Origin of the sequence: Roseobacter sinensis (genome assembly GCF_025755255.1) — a bacterium.
Lineage (GTDB): Bacteria > Pseudomonadota > Alphaproteobacteria > Rhodobacterales > Rhodobacteraceae > Roseobacter > Roseobacter sinensis.
The window spans coordinates 166,584-185,228 of sequence record NZ_JALIEB010000008.1 but is presented as its reverse complement, the minus strand read 5'-3'; the positions used below and the strand labels follow the sequence as shown (position 1 = coordinate 185,228).

The window sequence follows — 18,645 nt, the reverse complement described above, 5'->3', positions numbered from 1 at the left end:
AATCTGAGGGGAGGTCCGCGCGATGTTCATGGCCACCATGGCATTCGATCTGGGCGAGGATGTGAACGCGCTGCGCGAGGTCGTGCACCGCTGGGCGCAGGACCGCGTCAAGCCCATGGCCGCCGAGATCGACGCCAAAAATGCCTTCCCTCCAGAGCTTTGGCCCGAGATGGGTGAGCTTGGGCTGCTGGGCATCACGGTCGAAGAGGAGTTCGGTGGCGCGGGCATGTCCTACCTCGCCCATACCGTCGCAATCGAGGAGATCGCGCGGGCGAGCGCCTCGGTCTCGCTGTCCTACGGCGCGCATTCGAACCTCTGCGTGAACCAGATCAAGCTCAACGGCACGCCCGAGCAGAAGGCAAAATACCTACCGGGGCTGATTTCTGGAGAGCATGTGGGCGCGCTCGCGATGTCCGAGGCGGGTGCGGGATCGGACGTCGTTTCGATGAAGCTGCGTGCCGAGAAGCGCAACGATCACTATCGGCTCAACGGCACGAAATACTGGATCACCAATGGCCCCGACGCGGACACGCTGGTGGTCTATGCCAAGACCGACCCGGAGGCGGGATCGAAGGGGATCACGGCGTTTCTGATCGAGAAGGAGATGACCGGGTTCTCGACCTCACCGCATTTCGACAAGCTGGGGATGCGCGGCTCGAACACGGCGGAGCTGGTCTTTGAGGACGTCGAGGTGCCCTTCGAGAACGTCCTCGGCGAAGAGGGCAAGGGCGTGCGCGTGTTGATGTCGGGCCTCGACTATGAGCGCGTCGTGCTGGCGGGCATCGGCACCGGCATCATGGCGGCCTGCCTCGATGCCATCATGCCGTATCTGAGCGAGCGCAAGCAGTTCGGCCAGCCGATCGGGAGCTTCCAGCTGATGCAGGGCAAGATTGCGGATATGTACACGGCGATGAACTCCGCCCGCGCCTATGTCTATGAGGTTGCCAAGGCTTGCGACCGGGGGGATGTGACGCGTCAGGATGCGGCGGCCTGCTGTCTCTATGCCTCGGAAGAAGCGATGAAACAGGCGCATCAGGCGGTGCAGGCGATGGGCGGCGCAGGGTTCCTGAATGACAGCCCCGTCGCGCGGATTTTCCGGGATGCAAAGCTGATGGAGATCGGCGCAGGCACCTCAGAGATCCGGCGGATGCTGGTGGGCCGTGAATTGATGGCGGCGATGGGCTGACCCGATGGGGAACATCGGATCAACCCACACCAGCCCTTTTCCTGCTTCAGAATTTGTGTACGTAGGCGACACCGAAGAGGAACGGATCGATCTCGGCAGTACCGATGTCCGCGCCGTCCAGGGTTGCTTCGGTGTCGATGTCGAACCAGCGCACATTGGCGCGCAGCCATCCGTTATCGCTGATCTTGTAGTCCACACCGACCTGCACGGAAATCCCGAAGGAATCATCCAGCTCAAGCGTGCCAAGGTTGGTCTCTTCCTCGAAGAAAGTGGTGTAGTTGATGCCCGCGCCCACATAGGGTTTCCACGGGCTCGCGTTGGTGAAGTGATAGTTCACCGAGAGGGTCGGCGGCAGGTGCTTGGTGCTGGCCTCGCCGACGTTGGCGATCGAGATGCCATGCTCGAACGGTGTGGCGGCCAGCAGTTCGATCCCGATGTTGTCGCGGATGAAGTACTCGAAGGTCAGGGTGAGGGCTTCATCGCTGGCGATATCCGCAGGGTTCCCCGCAAGCGGGCCGTTGTCGGATTTCGGATCGATGCTGCCGACACCGATCCCGAAGGTCCAATCGCCTTGGGATTGTGCGAGGGCAGGCAGAGCGCAGACCGCAAGGGCGCTGCTCAGAAGGAGGGTTTTGATGGCAACTCTCATTGGTTTTTTCCTTCCGGTATTGAGTTCGATCCGGTGATGCTCCCTGTGGATTGCTACTGCATTGATGCAGATCAAGAGGGCCTGCGAAGTGCCTGTGCAAAAACGCCGCAGCGCGGTTGGACCGGTGCGCGGGGCCGCCTGACGGAGGCGCAGGATGCGGGGGTTTGATGCCGCGCTGGATGTGGTTCGCGCCGCTCGCTCTTCTGATCCTGGCGGGTGCTGTCTGGGCGTTCCGCTGGGGCTGGATCGCGGCAACGATCACCGAGACCGACGTGATCACCAGCTATGCACAAAGGTACCTGAAGGAAGCGGGCGCAGATGCACAGCTGACCGATTGCGCGGCACGTCCGGGACGGCAGGCTGGCGTCTGGCTGGTGGTGCGCTGTCTCGGACCGGGTGGCCGGTACGACTACCCGGTCGACCGGTTTGGGCGGTTGCTCGCGGTGCCCGAGACGTCGCCGCCAGGCGTGCCGGAGACCTGAGCGCTGCCAAGACCTCACTGACACGCGACAAGAGGTTGTCATGAAGCTTACATCACAGGCGCTGCCCTCCTCTGAAAACTTCCAAGCCAACCGTGCGGCCCATCTTAAGGGGCTGGCGGACATCTCGGCCGCTGCCGAAGCTGCAGCGATGGGCGGCGGCGAGAAATCCCGCGCCCGGCACGTCAGCCGGGGCAAGATGCTGCCGCGCGAGCGGGTGGCGAACCTGCTCGACCCCGGCAGCCCGTTTCTGGAAGTGGGGGCGACGGCGGCCCACGGGCTCTACGATGGGGCGGCGCCTTGCGCCGGGGTGATTGCGGGCATTGGACATGTGCAGGGGCAGGAGGTCATGGTCGTCTGCAACGACGCGACCGTGAAGGGCGGCACCTACTACCCGATGACCGTGAAGAAGCACCTTCGCGCACAGGAGATCGCGCAGGAGAACCACCTGCCTTGCATTTACCTCGTCGACAGTGGCGGGGCGAACCTGCCCAATCAGGATGAGGTTTTCCCGGACCGCGACCACTTTGGGCGCATCTTCTACAATCAGGCGCGGATGTCGGCGCTCGGCATCCCTCAGATCGCGGTTGTCATGGGCTCCTGCACCGCTGGTGGCGCCTATGTGCCCGCGATGTCGGATGTGACGATTATCGTGCGAGATCAGGGGACGATCTTCCTCGCCGGGCCGCCACTGGTGAAGGCGGCGACAGGTGAGGTGGTGAGCGCCGAAGATCTCGGCGGCGGCGAGGTTCACACGCGACTCAGCGGGGTGGCGGATTATCTGGCCGAGGACGATGCGCATGCGCTGGCACTGGCCCGGCGTGCGGTCGGCGGCCTGAACCGCGCCAAGCCCGCGACGGTGCAGTGGGAGAACCCGGAGGAGCCCGCCTATGACCCTGAAGAGATTCTTGGGGTCGTGCCGGCAGATTTGCGCACGCCCTATGACATCCGCGAGGTGATCGCGCGGCTGGTCGACAGCTCGCGGTTCGACGAGTTCAAACCGCGCTTCGGTGAGACGCTGGTGACCGGTTTTGCGCATCTCAAGGGCTGCCCCATCGGGATCGTCGCAAACAACGGCGTGCTCTTTTCCGAGAGCGCGCAGAAGGGCGCGCATTTTGTCGAGCTGTGCTCGCAGCGCCGTATCCCGCTGGTTTTTCTTCAGAATATCACCGGCTTTATGGTCGGGCGGAAGTATGAAAACGAAGGCATCGCGCGGCACGGGGCCAAGATGGTCACCGCCGTCGCCTCGACCGAGGTGCCGAAGATCACGCTGCTGGTCGGGGGGTCCTTCGGGGCGGGCAACTATGGGATGGCCGGGCGCGCCTATAGCCCGCGCTTCCTCTGGACCTGGCCGAACAGCCGCATCTCGGTGATGGGCGGGCCGCAGGCGGCGGGGGTGCTGGCCACCGTGAAACGCGACGCGATGGAGCGCGCGGGCGAGACCTGGTCCGCCGAGGAAGAAGCGGCGTTCAAGCAGCCGACGATCGATATGTTCGAGCGGCAAAGCCACCCGCTCTATGCTTCGGCGCGGCTCTGGGATGATGGCGTGATCGATCCGCGCCGCAGCCGTGACGTGCTGTTCCTGTCGCTATCCGCTGCGCTCAATGCCCCGATCGAAGAGACGCGCTTCGGCGTCTTCCGGATGTGAGGGCAGCACCATGGTGACACTTGCAGAGGTCAAGGCGCGCTACCCCGATGCGGAAGTCTTTAGCTTTGGTGACACGCCAGAGCTGATCGCGGCGTTGACGGCGCTTGTGCGCTCGGGCGCGAAACGGGCCACATGCTCCGCCGTGGTCGATATCGAAGCGGGTCGTCAGGAGGCGCCTCAGGTCGGGCGGCGGGATATCGTCTTGGACGAAGGTGGGGCGCCCGCCTTTGTCATCGAGACGCTTGAGCTGCGCGAGACGACCTGGGAGACGATGCCTGAAGAGATGGCGCTGGCCGAGGGTGAGAACGAGACGCTGGAGGGCTGGCAGGCCGATCACAAGGACTACTTCACGCGCCACGGCATCTTTGCGCCGGACATGAAGCTGATCTGGGAGCGGTTCGAGGTCGTCGAGGATTTCGGAGCTGGCGGATGAAGGGCATCCGTGCCTTGGGTGACCGGATCGCCGAGACGGTGGGCGGGCTCAGCCTGCCGACCCTTGGGCGCGAGGTCGAGCTGTCTGTGTACCTTATCCACAATTCGCCGGATGCGGAGGACTACTTCTTCATCTTCGACTTCGAGGAGTTCGTCGAGCAGTCGCGTCAGGGTTGGTTCGTGCGGCCCAAGCTGCGGCTCTGGGCCGGGCGGTCGGACTTCAACCGCCGCGCCTTTGCGCGGCAGTTCCGCGAAAGCTTTGCGCAGGAATTCGAACTGGCGCGGGTCGAGCTTGCCCAGCAGAAGGACACCAAGCGCGGCTGGTTCGGCGGGCTGCCCGGGTTCTTTCGCGACATTGCAGCCCCGTCGATTCCGGGGATGCTGGCGAACCTGGTGCTGCTGGTTGCTGTCTCGGCGGGGACAAAGGTGCTGGGGCAGATCCTGCCCGGCAGTTGGACGCAGCCGAAGACCGATGCGCAGAAACTCGAAGACGGCATCACCGAGACCCGCAGCAAGGTCGACGAGGCACTCAGCGAAATCGAGATTTCGCTGCACATGGAACTCTACCGGCACGCCTGGCGTGGGCAGCCGCCGGGGCGCCTCACGGGCGTGGATTATGATGCCTGGCCGCTGCCGAACTACGTGCGGCAACATCTGGACGACGGGACCTCGGGGTCGTGGTGGTGAGATATGTTTGACCGAATTCTGATTGCAAACCGGGGCGAGATTGCTTGTCGCGTGATGGAAACGGCGCGGGCCATGGGCGTGGGCACGGTGGCCGTTTACTCCGATGCGGACACCGGTGCGAAACACGTGGCTATGGCGGATGTGGCTGTGCATATCGGCGGCTCGGCCCCGGCAGAGAGCTATCTGCGGGGCGATGTGATCATTCAGGCGGCGCTAGACACGGGGTGCCGCGCGATCCACCCCGGCTATGGGTTTCTCAGCGAGAACCCCGAGTTCGTCGAGGCGGTGGAGGCGGCGGGGCTCGTGTTCATTGGGCCCTCGGCGCAGGCGATCCGCGCGATGGGGTTGAAGGACGCGGCCAAGGCGCTGATGGTGGAGGCGGGCGTGCCGGTGGTGCCGGGCTATCACGGAACGGAGCAGGACGACGCGTTGTTGGCCGAGGAGGCCGGAGAAATCGGCTATCCGGTGCTGATCAAGGCCGTGGCGGGCGGCGGCGGCAAGGGGATGCGGCTGGTCGAGCGCGCAGGCGATTTCACAGCGGCCCTGGCCTCGGCACGCGGCGAGGCGCAGACCGCCTTCGGCAATGCGGATGTGCTCGTGGAGAAATTCGTGAGCCAGCCGCGGCACATCGAAGTGCAGGTCTTTGGCGACGGGACACGCGCGGTGCATCTCTTCGAGCGGGATTGTTCGCTGCAGCGCCGGCATCAGAAGGTGATCGAAGAGGCTCCCGCACCGGGCATGACGCAGGAGATGCGCGCGGCGATGGGCGCGGCGGCGGTGCGCGCGGCGGAGGCCATCGGCTATGCGGGGGCGGGTACTGTGGAGTTCATCGTCGATGGCGCGGGCGGGCTGTCGCCGGACGGGTTCTTCTTCATGGAGATGAACACGCGGCTGCAGGTAGAGCACCCGGTGACCGAGGCTATCACGGGCGTCGATCTGGTCGAGTGGCAGCTGCGCGTAGCCGCTGGAGAGGGGCTGCCGCTGACGCAGGAGCAGCTCACCATCACCGGCCACGCCTTCGAGGCGCGGCTTTACGCGGAGGACGTGCCGGCCGGATTTCTGCCCGCCACCGGAACGCTCAGCCATCTGCGCTTTCCGGACGGCGCGCGGGCCGACAGCGGCGTGCGCGCGGGCGACACGATCAGCCCCTTCTATGATCCGATGATCGCGAAGGTCATCGTGCATGGGCCGACGCGGGCGGTCGCGCTCAAGCGTCTGTCGGCGGCGCTCCGTGGCACGAAAGTGGGTGGCACGGTGACCAATCTGGCCTTTCTGGGCGCTTTGGCCGGGCACGCGGGCTTTGGGCGCGGAGACGTCGATACCGGGCTGATCGCGCGGGATCTCGAGGCATTGACTGAGGTGCCCGGTGTTGCGCCGCGGCATCTGGCGGTGGCCGGGATGGCGGCGCTGAATCTCTTTGAACTGAGCGACATGGCGGGGTTCACGCTCTGGCAGCCCTTGCGGCGCAGCGTGTCCCTGATCTCGCAGGACGAGAGGTATGATCTGACGGTGGAGGTGCTGTCGCCGGTCCGGCAGCGGTGGGATGTCGCCGGTCGTGAGGTGTGGGCCGAACGCCGGGGCGATCTCTGGCAGGTCGACGGTGTGCCGCAACCTTCGGTGGCCCTCGACAAGCGCGTTGTGACGGTCTTCGATCACTACGGGCTGACGTTCGAGGTGGTCGACCCGCTGGACCAGGCGGCGGGCGCGGCGGGCGATGGCAATCTGATCGAGGCGCCGATGCCGGGGCTGGTGAAGGCGATCGATGCGACACCGGGGCAGAGCGTGGCGCAAGGCGACCGGCTGGCCGTGTTGGAGGCGATGAAGATGGAACATGGGCTCCTGGCCGCGCGCGACGGTGTGGTGGCCGAGGTGCTGGCCAAGGCGGGCGATCAGGTGGAGGCGGGGGCGGCGCTCATCCGGCTGGAGGCGGAGGCGTGATCACCCTGCATCACTGTCCGCAGACGCGGTCGATGCGCACACTGTGGCTGTTGCACGAACTGGGCGTGGAGTTTCAACTGCGCAGCTACCCCTTCGATCGCACGCTGCGCAGCCCGAAGTTTCTGAGCCTCTCGCCCGCGGGTCGCGTGCCCGCACTGGAGATCGAGGGCGAGCGGATGTTCGAAACGGGGGCGATCACGCAGTATCTCTGCGAGCGGTTCAGCCCGGACGGGCTGGGCCGGAGCCCGGGCAGCCCTGACCGGATGAGCTGGCTCGTGTGGCTGCATTTCGCCGAGACCGTGAGCCAGCACACCGCGGCGCTGACCCAGCAGCATGTGGCCCTCTACGAGGACGCGATGCGCAGCCCGATCGTGATGAAGCTGGAAGCCGCGCGGGTGGGCAAGTGCTATGCGGCGATCGAGGCGCGGCTGTCGACGCCGATCGAAAGCCGCGACTACCTGCTGACCAGCGGGTTCTCCGCAGCCGATATCTCGGTGGGGCAGGCGGTCTATATGGCGCGGCATTTCGTGACGCTGGAGGGCTTTCCCGCTGTGGCGGCGTGGTATGACCGGATCACGGCGCGGGAGGGCTTTCGTACGGCTTTGCCGCAGGGCGATGGTATCTACGAGAGGGATTTCTACGTGCCCTGGCCGGTGGGCTAGCCGCCGCTGTCGGATCTGAGTATTTTTGGACGGGTGAAGGGGAGGGCTGTGCAGATGATCACGTGGGGCGCGAGAGGGCTGAAGCGGATGTCAGGAGGGATGTCATGAGCCTTGGGCCGTGCGAGATTTTCGAAGTCGGGCCGCGTGACGGGCTGCAGAACGAGGCACGCGACATTCCGGTCGCGGAGAAGATCGCCTTGGTCGATTGTCTCAGCCGCGCGGGGTTCTCGCGTATCGAGGTTGCGAGCTTCGTCTCGCCGAAGTGGGTGCCGCAGATGGCGGGCTCGGCCGAGGTGCTGACAGGGATCACCCGGACGGGCGGTGTGCGCTATGCCGCACTCACCCCGAACATGCGCGGCTATGAGGATGCGCGCGCCGCAGGCGCCGATGAGATTGCCGTCTTCGCCTCGGCCTCCGAAGGATTCTCGCGTGCGAATGTGAATGCCGGCATCACCGAAAGCCTGGAGCGGTTTGCGCCCATTCTCGAAGAGGCGCGGCACATCGACCTGCCGGTGCGCGGCTATGTCTCCTGCGTGGTCGAGTGTCCTTATGACGGGCCCGTGGCGCCTGCAGCAGTGGCCGAGGTGGCGGACAAGCTCTTTGCCATGGGCTGCTATGAGATCAGCCTCGGGGACACCATCGGGGCCGGCACGCCCGACAGTATCGCGCGGATGCTGCTGGCGGTGCGAGACGTGGTGCCCGCCGGGCGGTTGGCGGGCCACTACCACGACACGACAGGGCGCGCGCTGGAGAACATCGACACCTCCCTCAGCCTCGGGCTTCGGGTTTTCGATGCGGCGGTGGGCGGGCTCGGGGGCTGCCCCTACGCCCCGGGCGCGGTAGGCAATGTTGCCACCGAGGCCGTCGCGCGGCACCTTTCGGCGTTGGGTTATGAGACGGGGCTCGACCTCGATGTGATCGACGAGGCAGCCGCGACGGCCCAGGCGATGCGCCAGGAGGTGGCCGATGTTTGAGACGCTGAAGCTGGAGACTGATGCCCGCGGCGTAGTGACGCTGACGCTCAACCGCCCCGAGAAGCACAATGCCATGTCGGCGCAGATGCTGGCCGAGTTGACCGAAGCGGCGGCGTGTCTGGGCACGGATGCAAAAGTCCGCGCGGTGGTCCTGGCCGGCGCGGGCAAGAGTTTCTGCGCAGGCGGCGATCTGGCCTGGATGCAGGCGCAGCGCGAGATGGATGCAGAGACGCGATCGGCCGAGGCGCGCAAGCTCGCGACCATGCTCGGGGCGTTGAATGCGCTGCCCAAACCTCTGATCGGGGCGGTGCAGGGCAATGCCTTCGGCGGTGGCGTGGGGCTGGCCTGTGTCTGCGATGTGGCGATTGCCGTTGACGTCGCAAAGTTCGGCTTCACCGAGACGCGCCTTGGCATCATACCGGCCACCATCGGACCTTATGTGCTGGCCCGCATGGGCGAGGGGCGCGCGCGGCGGGTGTTCATGTCGGCGCGACTCTTCGATGCGGCCGAGGCGGTGCAGCTGGGTGTGATTGCGCGCGTCGTGCCTGACGAAGCTCTGGCGGAGGCGGTCGAAGCGGAAGTGGCGCCATATCTCGCCTGTGCGCCGGGGGCCGTGGCGGCGGCGAAACAGCTGGCGCGGGATCTGGGGCCGCGGATTGACGATGTCGTCGTGGACCGGACGATTGCAGCACTTGCTGCGCGCTGGGAGACGGAGGAGGCGGCTGAAGGCATCGGGGCCTTCTTCGAGAAGCGTAAGCCGGGCTGGGTGGTGCCCTAACGCATTGGGGGCGACCTCGTCATTCGGACCGCACGCGGGCCGGGCAGAAGGGCAGGTCGGCGCGCTCCCGCTCTGACATGCGTGCGATGTCGGGATGAGACAGCGGATCGCGGGCGTAGCGGAGGCTGTCGTCCTGAATGTCCGGGAGAAACCACGCCCAAAACGCGCGTCTCAGGTGCAAGGTAAGGCGGGATGTCATGCGGGCAGTCTGAGCCTTCAGGTGTCAGACGGGAATCGACTTCGCGAGCATCGCCGTTTAGATTTTCTAAATGCAGAACCTCAACACGATCCCGCTGTCTGCGCTGCGCACCATCGAAGTCATCGCCCGCCACGGAACCCTGCGCGCAGCGGCCAAGGACCTTGGCGTGACACCGGGCGCGCTCAGCCAGCGGCTGGCGAAGGCCGAAGCGGCCCTCGGCCAGCCACTCTTCATAAGATCGTCGAAGGGGCTTCTGCCGACCGAAGCCTGCGTGCGGATCAGATCGCGTCTGTCTGCGGCATTTACGGAGCTCTCGGCCGTGGTGGCGGAACTGGCGCCAGACCAGGGCAACCAGCTGACGGTTTCGGCCGCACCGCTTTTTGCAAGCCGTTGGCTCATATGGAGAATCAAGCGCTTCAGCGATCTGAACCCGGAGATCAGCCTGCGCGTTCTCCCGACGCTGGAGGTGGTCGACCTCGATCATTCCGAAGTGGATGTGGGGCTGCGCGTCGGGCCGGAGGCAGCACTGGGGCAGGGCGCGACGAAGCTGCTCGACCAGCGGGTGTTTCCGGTTTGCGCGCCCGAGCTCGCCGCACAGGTCACGACACCAGAGGATCTGTTCCGGCTCCCGGTCATCCGCGAGACCGAAGCGCTCCATGGATGGAAGGCTTGGCTGTCTGCCATGGGCCTTTCCGATCAGCGGCTGAGGCCCGGCCCGATCTATGCCGATGCCGCACTGTGTTTAGATGCGGCGATGACCGGACAGGGTGTGTTCATGGCCTGGGAGACATTGGCCTGCGACGCGCTGGAGCGGGGGCAGATCGCGGCGCCCTTCGATGTGAGAGCGCAAACAGGAGCCACCTACTGGTTTGCTGTGAGCCGGCTGGCCGCGCGCAAGCCCAGCGTGACCAAGTTCAAATCCTGGCTGCAGGCGGAGCTCGATCGTTCGACGCAGTGCTGGCGGGCGGGACCTGCTGCGGGGTCATGATGGGTTGAGTGGACGGGCCCGGCAGATGTACTGCCGCGCCCGCGGTTGAGCAGAGTCGGCCTTAGTTCGGCAGCAGCACCTTGTCGATCACGTGGATCACGCCATTGGTGGCGAGGATATCCGCGGCGGTCACATTGGCGTCATTCACACGAACGGCCGCAGCAAACTTGCCGCCGGTGCCATCGACGCGCACGGTCTGGCCCTGGACGGTCGCCACATTGGTCACCGAGCCCAGCACGTCACTGGATTGCACCGCGCCCGGCAGCACGTGATAGGTCAGGATACTTACCAGCTGATCGCGGTTCTCGGGCAGCAGCAGGCTCTCGACCGTGCCGGGAGGCAGGGCAGCGAAGGCCGTATCGGTCGGAGCGAAGACCGTGAATGGGCCCGGGCTGCGCAGCGTCTCTTCCAGCCCTGCGGCCTGCACCGCGGCTACAAGCGTCGTGAAATTGCCGTCTGCCGCGGCGATATCGACAATGTCGCTGCCTTGATCGGCGGGGGCGCAGGCGGTGAGTGCAGCGAGCGCGCTGGCGGTAAGAGCGGCCTTGAGGGCGGAACGTCGGTTCATGATCTGTCCTTCGTGTTCGGAGAAGTTGTGTGTGCAGGGCCAGAGTGGCCCTGCATCCCTGTCGTGAGCTGTCTATACGGTGCGGGTGTGACAACAGATCACATCTCTCTTGAATCGCTGGCTTTTTGAGCGGAAATACGCACAATGGCAGCGCTAACGCCGCGGCACGAATGGCTGTCAGATCAAGGGTTTTCCCGCCGCGCATCTGTTGACCCTGCGGGGTGAGCGGCGTAAACCCGGGTCAGCCCCTGTCGCCGCGGGGCAGCATAGCGCCTGCGCGCCAGTGCAACAACAAAGGAGCCAAGCCTTGGACGAGATGTTGCGGGAGTACCTTCCGATCCTCATGTTTCTGGCCGTGGCCATAGGGTTGGGGCTGGTTCTGATCCTTGCCGCGGTGGTTTTGGCGGTGCGCAACCCCGACCCCGAGAAGGTCTCGGCCTATGAATGCGGCTTCAACGCCTTTGACGACGCGCGCATGAAGTTCGATGTGCGGTTTTACCTCGTCTCGATCCTCTTCATCATCTTCGATCTGGAGATTGCCTTTCTCTTCCCCTGGGCCGTGGCCTTCCAGGACATCTCGATGGTGGGCTTCTGGTCGATGATGGTGTTCCTCGCGGTGCTGACGATCGGATTTGCCTACGAATGGAAAAAGGGAGCGCTGGAATGGCAGTAGCCGCCGGAGCCAATGTCGCGGGCGTGGACCGCGACGTCGCCACGCAGGATCTGAACCGTGAATTGCAGGACAAGGGCTTCCTGCTGACCTCGACCGAGGATATCATCAACTGGGCGCGCACAGGCTCGCTGCATTGGATGACTTTCGGTCTGGCCTGTTGCGCGGTGGAGATGATGCACACCTCCATGCCGCGTTATGATCTGGAACGCTTTGGCACCGCCCCGCGCGCCTCCCCGCGCCAATCCGACCTGATGATCGTGGCCGGAACCCTGACCAACAAGATGGCGCCCGCTCTGCGCAAGGTCTACGATCAGATGCCCGAGCCGCGCTATGTGATTTCCATGGGCTCCTGCGCCAATGGCGGCGGCTATTATCACTACAGCTATTCCGTCGTGCGCGGCTGTGACCGCATCGTACCGGTCGACGTCTATGTGCCCGGCTGCCCGCCCACGGCCGAGGCGCTGCTCTACGGCATCATGCAGCTGCAACGCAAGATCCGCCGCACCGGCACCATCATCCGCTGAGGAGGCCTCATGTCTGACGCATTGAACGAGCTGGGCGGCTATATCGAGGCGAAACGCACGGATTGCGTGTTGGCCTGGGATGTGACCCATGGTGAGCTGAACCTCGATGTCACGCCCTCGAACATCACCGGGCTGGTGGAGTTCCTGAAGGCGGATGCGACCTGCCAGTTCTCGACGCTCGTGGACATCACGGCGGTGGACTACACCGGGCGCGCCAAGCGCTTCGACGTGGTCTATCACCTGCTGTCGATGTACCAGAACCACCGTATCCGGCTGCGGGTGAGTATCCGCGAGGAGGCGATGGTGCCGTCGATCATCTCGGTGCACCCCTCGGCCAACTGGTTCGAGCGTGAGGTCTTCGACATGTTCGGCATCCTCTTCTCCGGCCACCCGGATTTGCGGCGCATCCTCACGGATTACGGCTTCCGCGGCTATCCGCTGCGCAAGGACTTCCCGACCACGGGCTACACCGAGGTGCGATATGACGAGGCGCAGAAGCGTGTGGTCTACGAGCCGGTGAGCCTGGTGCAGGAATACCGGCAGTTCGACTTCATGAGCCCCTGGGAGGGGGCGGAGTACATCCTGCCCGGCGATGACAAGGCGGACGAGAAAGCGGAGGCCAAGTAGATGGGTGGCTTCTGGTGGCTGGTCCTGTCGGCGCTCACGGCCATCCCGATGGTCAAGCTGCTGCCGTTCTTCGGCATCAACAAATACTGGGCCGCGGCCTGCCTGATCCCGCTGGGCACGATTGCCCTGCTGTGGTGGATGGGTCTGAAGCTGCAAGAACTGGAGAAGCGGTGATGGGATTTGACCTCGGGCTTCCTTCGGTAGTTCTAGTGTTCATAATGGCGGCAGTATTTGCGACGCCCATATGGATGCTGTTGCCGAAATTCGGAATGTCAAAGTGGTGGGCGATTCCGGCAGTCAATCCGGCTTTTGTTTTCATATTCTGTTGGATTTTTGCATTTCGTGATCCGGTTCAAACAACGGAGGAACGCGCATGATGGACGGCTCCAAATTCGACGACGCCCTCACGGGTGAACAGAAGATCCGCAACTTCAACATCAATTTCGGGCCGCAACACCCTGCGGCGCATGGAGTTTTGCGGCTGGTGCTGGAGCTGGACGGCGAGATCGTGGAGCGCTGTGACCCGCACATTGGCCTCCTGCATCGCGGCACTGAAAAGCTGATGGAGAGCCGGACCTACCTGCAGAACCTGCCCTATTTCGACCGGCTCGACTATGTGGCGCCGATGAACCAGGAGCATGCCTGGTGTCTGGCCATCGAGAAGCTCACCGGCGTGGAGGTGCCGCGCCGCGCCTCCCTCATCCGCGTGCTCTTCTGCGAGATCGGGCGGGTGCTCAACCACCTGCTGAACGTGACCACGCAGGCGATGGACGTGGGCGCGCTGACCCCGCCGCTCTGGGGGTTCGAAGAGCGCGAAAAGCTGATGATCTTCTATGAACGCGCCTGCGGCGCGCGGTTGCACGCGGCCTATTTCCGCCCCGGTGGGGTGCATCAGGACCTGACGCCCGAACTGCTCGACGATATCGAGACCTGGGCGCAGGAATTCCCGAAGGTGATGGCGGATATTGACGGGCTGCTCACCGAGAACCGCATCTTCAAGCAGCGCAACGCGGATATTGGGATCGTGACCGAAGAGGATATCCTCGAATACGGCTTCTCCGGCGTGATGGTGCGGGGCAGTGGCCTCGCCTGGGATCTGCGCCGCGCGCAGCCCTATGAGTGCTACGACGAGTTCGACTTCCAGATCCCCGTGGGCAAGAATGGCGATTGCTATGACCGCTACCTCGTGCGCATGGAGGAGATGCGCCAGTCGGTCAGCATCATCCTACAGGCCATCGAAAAGCTGCGCGCGCCGGAGGGGCAGGGCGACATCCTTGCCCGCGGCAAGATCACCCCGCCCAGCCGCAAGGATATGAAGCAGTCGATGGAAGCGCTGATCCACCACTTCAAGCTCTACACCGAAGGCTTCCACGTGCCCGAGGGCGAGGTCTATTGCGCGGTCGAAGCACCGAAGGGCGAGTTCGGCGTTTACCTCGTGGCCGATGGCACCAACCGGCCCTACCGCGCCAAGCTGCGCGCGCCGGGGTTCCTGCACCTGCAAGCGATGGACCATATCTCGAAGGGCCACCAACTGGCCGATGTGGCGGCCATCATCGGCACCATGGACGTGGTCTTCGGGGAGATTGACCGATGACGGGCCGGATGATTGCGCTTGGCCTCTGCGTGGCGCTGGCTCTGGTCCTGAAGTTTGCTGATGGCCCCGATGGGACCGCACCGCTCGAGACGCAGCAGGCAGAGCGGCCGGCCTGTGAAACGCCGAAGTATTGGACCAATCCGGGCCCGGGTGCGGAGTGCTATGAGGCGCCTGAGATCTGTCCGAACGGTGGACACTGCGATACGTCCCCGCGTCTTTGGACAAACGCCAAACCTCACGAAGCGGTTCACCGCCTCTGACGACATCGACGTGCCGTGAGGCACCCAAAGGACACTGACATGCTCCGCAGACTTCATCCCGACCAACCCGACAGTTTCGCGTTCACCGACGCCAACCTCGCTTGGGCCGAGGGGCAGATCACGAAATACCCCGAGGGGCGGCAAGCGTCGGCGATCATTCCGCTCCTGTGGCGCGCGCAAGAGCAGGAGGGGTGGCTCAGCAAACCGGCGATCGAAACGGTCGCGGATATGCTGGGGCTCAGCTATATCCGGGCGCTGGAGGTCGCGACATTCTACTTTATGTTTCAGCTGCAACCCGTTGGGAAAATTGCGCATATTCAGGTTTGTGGGACGACCTCCTGCATGATCTGCGGAGCGGAGGACCTTGTCGCCGTCTGCAAGGAGAAGATCGCGCCCGAGCCGCATGCGCTGTCGGCGGACGGGAATTTCTCCTGGGAGGAGGTCGAGTGCCTCGGCTCCTGCTCGAACGCGCCGATGGCTCAGATCGGCAAGGATTATTACGAGGATCTGACCGCCGAGCGGATGGGGGAGATCATCGACGAACTGGCGGCGGGCAAGGTGCCGGTCCCGGGCCCCCAGAACGGTCGCTACGCGGCCGAACCGCTCAAGGGGCTGACCTCGCTGACAGACTACGACAGCGGCAAGACCCAGTACAACGCGTCCGTGCAGCTTGCGGTCGACATTGGCGACACGGTCAAGCGGATCGACGGGACCGAGGTGCCGCTGGTCATGCCGTGGCAGGCCAAGGCGGCGAACACGCCGTCGCAGCCGTCGGCCAAGTCGGCCGAGACAGCGCCAACCGGCGAGAAGCCGGCGACCCTGACCGAGGCGCGCGCAGGCCGGCCGGACGATCTGAAGAAGATCAAGGGCGTCGGGCCGAAGCTCGAAAAGCTGCTTCATTCCATGGGGTTTTTCCACTTCGATCAGGTCGCGGCCTGGACCGAGGCGGAAGTGGCCTGGGTCGACGAGAACCTCGAAGGCTTCAAGGGCCGTGTCAGCCGGGACAACTGGGTGCAGCAGGCCCGTGATCTGGCCGAGGACAAGGCCACCTGAATTTCCAAAAGCGCAAAAGCTGGTTAGAATGAGAGTCTGAACGGACGACCAACAGGAAAAGAGGGACGGGATGGACAACAATCAAGGTATGATCGGGATGGCTCTGGGCAGCTGGCTCGTGGCTTTGGCAGGTGGTGTCTTGGCGGCAGTGCTGCTGATGGTGCTCGGCGACTGGGGCTTTATGCAAGGCGCCTTTGCGGGCTTTGTTGTTTGGATCGTGTTCGGGGCCATCATCAGCTGGATCATGACCCGGCCACTGCCCGGCCCGGCTGACATGGGCGCCGAGGTGGCCGCCGCTCCGAAGCCTGCCCCGGCTCCCGCGACGGCCTCGGCCCCGACGACTGCAAGCGAGGCGCCGAAGGTGCAGCCGTCGAAGCGGCTGGCCGGGGAAGAGGAACTGGCCGCTCGCAAAGGCGAGTGGACCTACGAGAAAGAGCCTGAGACCAAGGGCATCAAGAAAGTGGCGAAGAAGGTGGCGCCCGTTGTAACCTCCGACACCGACCGCCCCGGAACCTTCACCGACGGCCCGCGTGACGGCGGCGCAGATGATCTGAAGAAGATCAGCGGTGTCGGACCAAAGCTGGAGGAAACGCTGAACTCCCTGGGCATCTGGCACTTCGATCAAGTGGCAGCGCTGACCAAGGAGGATATCGCCTGGGTCGATGAACGGCTGCGCTTCAAGGGCCGGATCGAACGGGACGATTGGGTCGGACAGGCGAAGAAACTGGCGAGCGGCGGATAGGCCGCGGCCGCCACGGAAGAGACGGAAAGGCAGAACTGATCATGAGTGCGCAGGATCAGGACAGGCAGGCGCAAGAGCGCGCACTGGCCGCCAAGGGGCGGTTGGTGAGCCTTGTGATCGTGGGCACCATGGGGCTGTGGCTGCTGGCGCTCTGGCTGGGGCCGAAGCTGGGCATGCCCGGGCGCTACGCGTTTCTCTTCGATTTTGCGGCATTGGCGGGGCTCTTCTGGGCGCTGGTGGTGTCATTACAGATACGGCGCGCGCGCAAGGCCGCGCGCGGGCCCGAGTGAGAGGGGAAGCGGATGCTTCAGGACAAGGACCGGATCTTTACCAATCTCTACGGCATGCATGACCGCACGCTGAAGGGGGCGCAGGCGCGCGGCCATTGGGACGGCACGGCGGACATCATCAAGAAGGGCCGCGACTGGATCGTGGACCAGATGAAGGCCTCTGGTTTGCGCGGACGCGGCGGCGCGGGTTTCCCGACCGGGCTCAAGTGGTCCTTCATGCCGAAGGAGAGCGACGGGCGCCCGGCCTATCTGGTGGTGAACGCGGATGAATCCGAGCCCGGCACCTGCAAGGACCGCGAGATCATGCGGCACGACCCGCATACGCTGGTCGAAGGCTGCCTGATCGCATCTTTCGCCATGGGCGCGCATGCCTGCTACATCTACATCCGTGGCGAGTACATCCGTGAGAAGGAGGCGCTACAGGCCGCGATTGACGAGGCTTATGACGCGGGGCTTGTCGGCAAGAATGCGGCGGGCTCCGGCTGGGATTTCGATCTCTATCTGCACCACGGGGCGGGTGCCTATATCTGCGGTGAGGAAACCGCGCTGCTCGAAAGTCTTGAGGGCAAGAAGGGCATGCCGCGCATGAAGCCGCCCTTCCCGGCGGGCGCGGGGCTTTATGGCTGCCCGACCACGGTGAACAACGTGGAATCCATCGCCGTTGTGCCAACGATCCTGCGGCGGGGCCCGGAGTGGTTCGCGAGCTTTGGCCGGGCGAACAACGCAGGGACGAAACTCTTTGCGGTCTCTGGCCATGTGAACAACCCCTGTGTGGTCGAAGAGGCCATGTCGATCACCTTCGAGGAGCTGATCGAGACCCACTGCGGCGGCATTCGCGGCGGCTGGGACAACCTCAAGGCGGTGATCCCCGGCGGCTCCTCCGTGCCTTGCATTCCGGGCAAGGACATGCGCGAGGCGATCATGGATTTCGACTACCTGCGCGAACAGCGGTCAGGCCTCGGCACGGCGGCGGTGATCGTGATGGACAACTCGACCGATGTGATCAAGGCGATCTGGCGGTTGTCGAAGTTCTACAAGCACGAGTCCTGCGGCCAATGCACGCCCTGCCGCGAGGGCACCGGCTGGATGATGCGGGTGATGGACCGGCTGGTGACCGGCGAGGCGGAGGTCGAGGAGATCGATATGCTGCTCGACGTGACGAAGCAGGTGGAGGGCCACACGATCTGCGCCCTCGGCGACGCAGCGGCCTGGCCCATTCAGGGCCTCATCCGCCACTTCCGCGACGAGATCGAGGACCGCATCAAGCACAAGCGCACGGGCCGCGTGAGCGCGGTGGCGGCGGAGTGATTGAATGCTCGCTTGGCTGGCCCTCACCTATTTTTGTCTGACCTCCTGTGCGATTTGCTTTTGGAGATTGGGCATGAGGACGGGCGGCGGCTTTACATGGCGGATCATGTGTGTGCTCGCAGCATCGGGACCACTGCTGATCTTCCTGATGATGGTGTTCAACATAGTTGGGCTGGATGTCCGTTTTGTCGCTGACCTCGGCAGGACTGGCGGCAGCCTGTTGTTCTTTTGGGCAAACGTGCTTTCTCCCGTTCTTTTGACCGCGATGCTGTGGACGATCGCCCTTCGATATCAACCTCAGGTGTCTGGGGGGCAAAGATGACTCGTCGCAGCTCAAAGATGCACCTCGCTGAATCCAACATCGGCGCGCTCCAATTCAATTGGGA

25 protein-coding genes are annotated in these 18,645 nt (G+C 64.4%); 22 read left to right on the top strand and 3 right to left on the bottom strand.

Translation table 11 applies throughout. The features are described from left to right. Positions 1–22: 22 nt before the first annotated feature. Positions 23–1,186 (top strand): isovaleryl-CoA dehydrogenase, encoded by a 1,164-nt coding sequence (locus tag MUB52_RS13785; protein ID WP_263844805.1) that lies wholly within the window; start codon positions 23–25, stop codon positions 1,184–1,186. A gap of 46 nt (positions 1,187–1,232) precedes the next feature. Here MUB52_RS13785 and MUB52_RS13780 read toward each other — a convergent pair whose 3' ends face one another. Then, positions 1,233–1,835, bottom strand: a complete 603-nt coding sequence (locus MUB52_RS13780) for an OmpW/AlkL family protein (RefSeq protein WP_263844804.1) — start codon at positions 1,833–1,835, stop codon at positions 1,233–1,235. 167 nt (positions 1,836–2,002) lie between these two features. Between MUB52_RS13780 and MUB52_RS13775 the strand changes: the two genes are divergently transcribed. From MUB52_RS13775 to MUB52_RS13740, 8 genes are all read left to right on the top strand, one after another. Next, positions 2,003–2,317 carry a hypothetical protein gene (locus tag MUB52_RS13775; protein WP_263844803.1) on the top strand — a complete coding sequence of 105 codons (315 nt, stop codon included), beginning with the start codon at positions 2,003–2,005 and terminating at the stop codon, positions 2,315–2,317. A 40-nt stretch (positions 2,318–2,357) separates the two neighbouring features. After that, on the top strand, positions 2,358–3,962 hold the full coding sequence (locus tag MUB52_RS13770) for a carboxyl transferase domain-containing protein (protein WP_263844802.1): 1,605 nt from the start codon (positions 2,358–2,360) through the stop codon (positions 3,960–3,962). A gap of 10 nt (positions 3,963–3,972) precedes the next feature. Further along, on the top strand, positions 3,973–4,395 hold the full coding sequence (locus MUB52_RS13765; protein WP_263844801.1) for an ASCH domain-containing protein: 423 nt from the start codon (positions 3,973–3,975) through the stop codon (positions 4,393–4,395). Then, positions 4,392–5,081: a hypothetical protein gene (locus tag MUB52_RS13760; protein WP_263844800.1), complete on the top strand. Its 690-nt coding sequence runs from the start codon at positions 4,392–4,394 to the stop codon at positions 5,079–5,081. The genes MUB52_RS13765 and MUB52_RS13760 overlap by 4 nt, the downstream gene beginning before the upstream one ends. Positions 5,082–5,084: 3 nt before the next feature. Then, complete coding sequence (locus MUB52_RS13755; RefSeq protein WP_263844799.1) at positions 5,085–7,019, top strand: ATP-binding protein; 1,935 nt, start codon at positions 5,085–5,087, stop codon at positions 7,017–7,019. Beyond that, the gene (locus MUB52_RS13750) at positions 7,016–7,681 is read left to right on the top strand and encodes a glutathione S-transferase family protein (RefSeq protein WP_263844798.1); all 666 of its coding nucleotides are present in this window, start codon (positions 7,016–7,018) and stop codon (positions 7,679–7,681) included. The genes MUB52_RS13755 and MUB52_RS13750 overlap by 4 nt, the downstream gene beginning before the upstream one ends. A 104-nt stretch (positions 7,682–7,785) precedes the next feature. Continuing rightward, entirely contained in the window at positions 7,786–8,655 is an 870-nt protein-coding gene (locus tag MUB52_RS13745) for a hydroxymethylglutaryl-CoA lyase (protein ID WP_263844797.1), read from the top strand. Continuing rightward, the gene (locus MUB52_RS13740; protein WP_263844796.1) at positions 8,648–9,433 is read left to right on the top strand and encodes a crotonase/enoyl-CoA hydratase family protein; all 786 of its coding nucleotides are present in this window, start codon (positions 8,648–8,650) and stop codon (positions 9,431–9,433) included. Before MUB52_RS13745 ends, MUB52_RS13740 begins: the two co-directional genes overlap by 8 nt. 19 nt (positions 9,434–9,452) lie before the next feature. On the opposite strand, the gene MUB52_RS13735 is transcribed toward MUB52_RS13740, so the two are convergent. Continuing rightward, positions 9,453–9,632 carry a hypothetical protein gene (locus MUB52_RS13735; protein ID WP_263844795.1) on the bottom strand — a complete coding sequence of 60 codons (180 nt, stop codon included), beginning with the start codon at positions 9,630–9,632 and terminating at the stop codon, positions 9,453–9,455. 70 nt (positions 9,633–9,702) lie between these two features. On the opposite strand from MUB52_RS13735, the gene MUB52_RS13730 reads away from it, so the two are divergent. Beyond that, a complete protein-coding gene (locus MUB52_RS13730) occupies positions 9,703–10,620 on the top strand; it encodes a LysR substrate-binding domain-containing protein (protein ID WP_263844794.1) in 918 nt (305 codons plus the stop codon). A 61-nt stretch (positions 10,621–10,681) separates the two neighbouring features. Here the strand turns inward: MUB52_RS13730 and MUB52_RS13725 are convergent, their stop codons facing one another. After that, positions 10,682–11,188 carry a fasciclin domain-containing protein gene (locus MUB52_RS13725; RefSeq protein ID WP_263844793.1) on the bottom strand — a complete coding sequence of 169 codons (507 nt, stop codon included), beginning with the start codon at positions 11,186–11,188 and terminating at the stop codon, positions 10,682–10,684. Between the two features lie 307 nt (positions 11,189–11,495). Between MUB52_RS13725 and MUB52_RS13720 the strand changes: the two genes are divergently transcribed. The 12 genes from MUB52_RS13720 (at position 11,496) to MUB52_RS13665 (ending at position 18,581) form a co-directional block, all read left to right on the top strand. Next, positions 11,496–11,861 (top strand): NADH-quinone oxidoreductase subunit A, encoded by a 366-nt coding sequence (locus MUB52_RS13720; RefSeq protein WP_263844792.1) that lies wholly within the window; start codon positions 11,496–11,498, stop codon positions 11,859–11,861. After that, positions 11,852–12,385 (top strand): NuoB/complex I 20 kDa subunit family protein, encoded by a 534-nt coding sequence (locus MUB52_RS13715; RefSeq protein WP_263844791.1) that lies wholly within the window; start codon positions 11,852–11,854, stop codon positions 12,383–12,385. The genes MUB52_RS13720 and MUB52_RS13715 overlap by 10 nt, the downstream gene beginning before the upstream one ends. Before the next feature lie 9 nt (positions 12,386–12,394). Beyond that, positions 12,395–13,012 (top strand): NADH-quinone oxidoreductase subunit C, encoded by a 618-nt coding sequence (locus tag MUB52_RS13710; protein ID WP_263844790.1) that lies wholly within the window; start codon positions 12,395–12,397, stop codon positions 13,010–13,012. After that, on the top strand, positions 13,013–13,186 hold the full coding sequence (locus MUB52_RS13705) for a hypothetical protein (RefSeq protein WP_227270325.1): 174 nt from the start codon (positions 13,013–13,015) through the stop codon (positions 13,184–13,186). Next, the gene (locus MUB52_RS13700) at positions 13,186–13,389 is read left to right on the top strand and encodes a hypothetical protein (RefSeq protein ID WP_263844789.1); all 204 of its coding nucleotides are present in this window, start codon (positions 13,186–13,188) and stop codon (positions 13,387–13,389) included. Before MUB52_RS13705 ends, MUB52_RS13700 begins: the two co-directional genes overlap by 1 nt. Beyond that, positions 13,389–14,606: an NADH-quinone oxidoreductase subunit D gene (locus MUB52_RS13695; RefSeq protein ID WP_263844832.1), complete on the top strand. Its 1,218-nt coding sequence runs from the start codon at positions 13,389–13,391 to the stop codon at positions 14,604–14,606. Before MUB52_RS13700 ends, MUB52_RS13695 begins: the two co-directional genes overlap by 1 nt. After that, positions 14,603–14,866 (top strand): hypothetical protein, encoded by a 264-nt coding sequence (locus MUB52_RS13690; protein ID WP_263844788.1) that lies wholly within the window; start codon positions 14,603–14,605, stop codon positions 14,864–14,866. The genes MUB52_RS13695 and MUB52_RS13690 overlap by 4 nt, the downstream gene beginning before the upstream one ends. Positions 14,867–14,905: 39 nt before the next feature. Next, the gene (gene nuoE / locus MUB52_RS13685; RefSeq protein WP_263844787.1) at positions 14,906–15,919 is read left to right on the top strand and encodes an NADH-quinone oxidoreductase subunit NuoE; all 1,014 of its coding nucleotides are present in this window, start codon (positions 14,906–14,908) and stop codon (positions 15,917–15,919) included. 70 nt (positions 15,920–15,989) lie between these two features. After that, the gene (locus MUB52_RS13680; RefSeq protein WP_263844786.1) at positions 15,990–16,661 is read left to right on the top strand and encodes a hypothetical protein; all 672 of its coding nucleotides are present in this window, start codon (positions 15,990–15,992) and stop codon (positions 16,659–16,661) included. 41 nt (positions 16,662–16,702) lie between these two features. Then, positions 16,703–16,951: a DUF5337 domain-containing protein gene (locus MUB52_RS13675; RefSeq protein WP_263844785.1), complete on the top strand. Its 249-nt coding sequence runs from the start codon at positions 16,703–16,705 to the stop codon at positions 16,949–16,951. A 12-nt stretch (positions 16,952–16,963) separates the two neighbouring features. Beyond that, positions 16,964–18,259: an NADH-quinone oxidoreductase subunit NuoF gene (gene nuoF / locus MUB52_RS13670; protein ID WP_263844784.1), complete on the top strand. Its 1,296-nt coding sequence runs from the start codon at positions 16,964–16,966 to the stop codon at positions 18,257–18,259. A 4-nt stretch (positions 18,260–18,263) separates the two neighbouring features. Continuing rightward, complete coding sequence (locus tag MUB52_RS13665) at positions 18,264–18,581, top strand: hypothetical protein (RefSeq protein ID WP_263844783.1); 318 nt, start codon at positions 18,264–18,266, stop codon at positions 18,579–18,581. The last annotated feature ends 64 nt before the right edge of the window (positions 18,582–18,645 follow it).